Below are 260 nucleotides of genomic sequence, written 5' to 3' on the forward strand. Positions count from 1 at the left end.
ACTCCTACTCGTCACTACGCGCACGTAGACTGCCCAGGACACGCTGATTACGTTAAAAACATGATCACTGGTGCTGCTCAGATGGACGGTGGTATCCTAGTAGTTGCTGCGACTGATGGCCCTATGCCACAGACTCGTGAGCACATCCTACTTGGTCGTCAGGTTGGTATTCCTTACATCATCGTATTCATGAACAAGTGTGACATGGTTGACGATGAAGAGCTTCTAGAGCTAGTAGAAATGGAAGTTCGTGAACTTCT

At 48.1% G+C, this 260-nt stretch carries 1 protein-coding gene; it reads left to right on the plus strand.

Annotation, left to right across the window (positions count from 1 at the left end):
• A partial coding sequence (locus RJ41_RS15085) for a GTP-binding protein (RefSeq protein ID WP_039222600.1) occupies positions 1 to 260 on the plus strand: 260 nt, incomplete at both ends.

Origin of the sequence: Alteromonas marina, assembly GCF_000808575.1 — a bacterium.
In the GTDB taxonomy this organism is placed as follows: Bacteria; Pseudomonadota; Gammaproteobacteria; order Enterobacterales; family Alteromonadaceae; genus Alteromonas; species Alteromonas marina_A.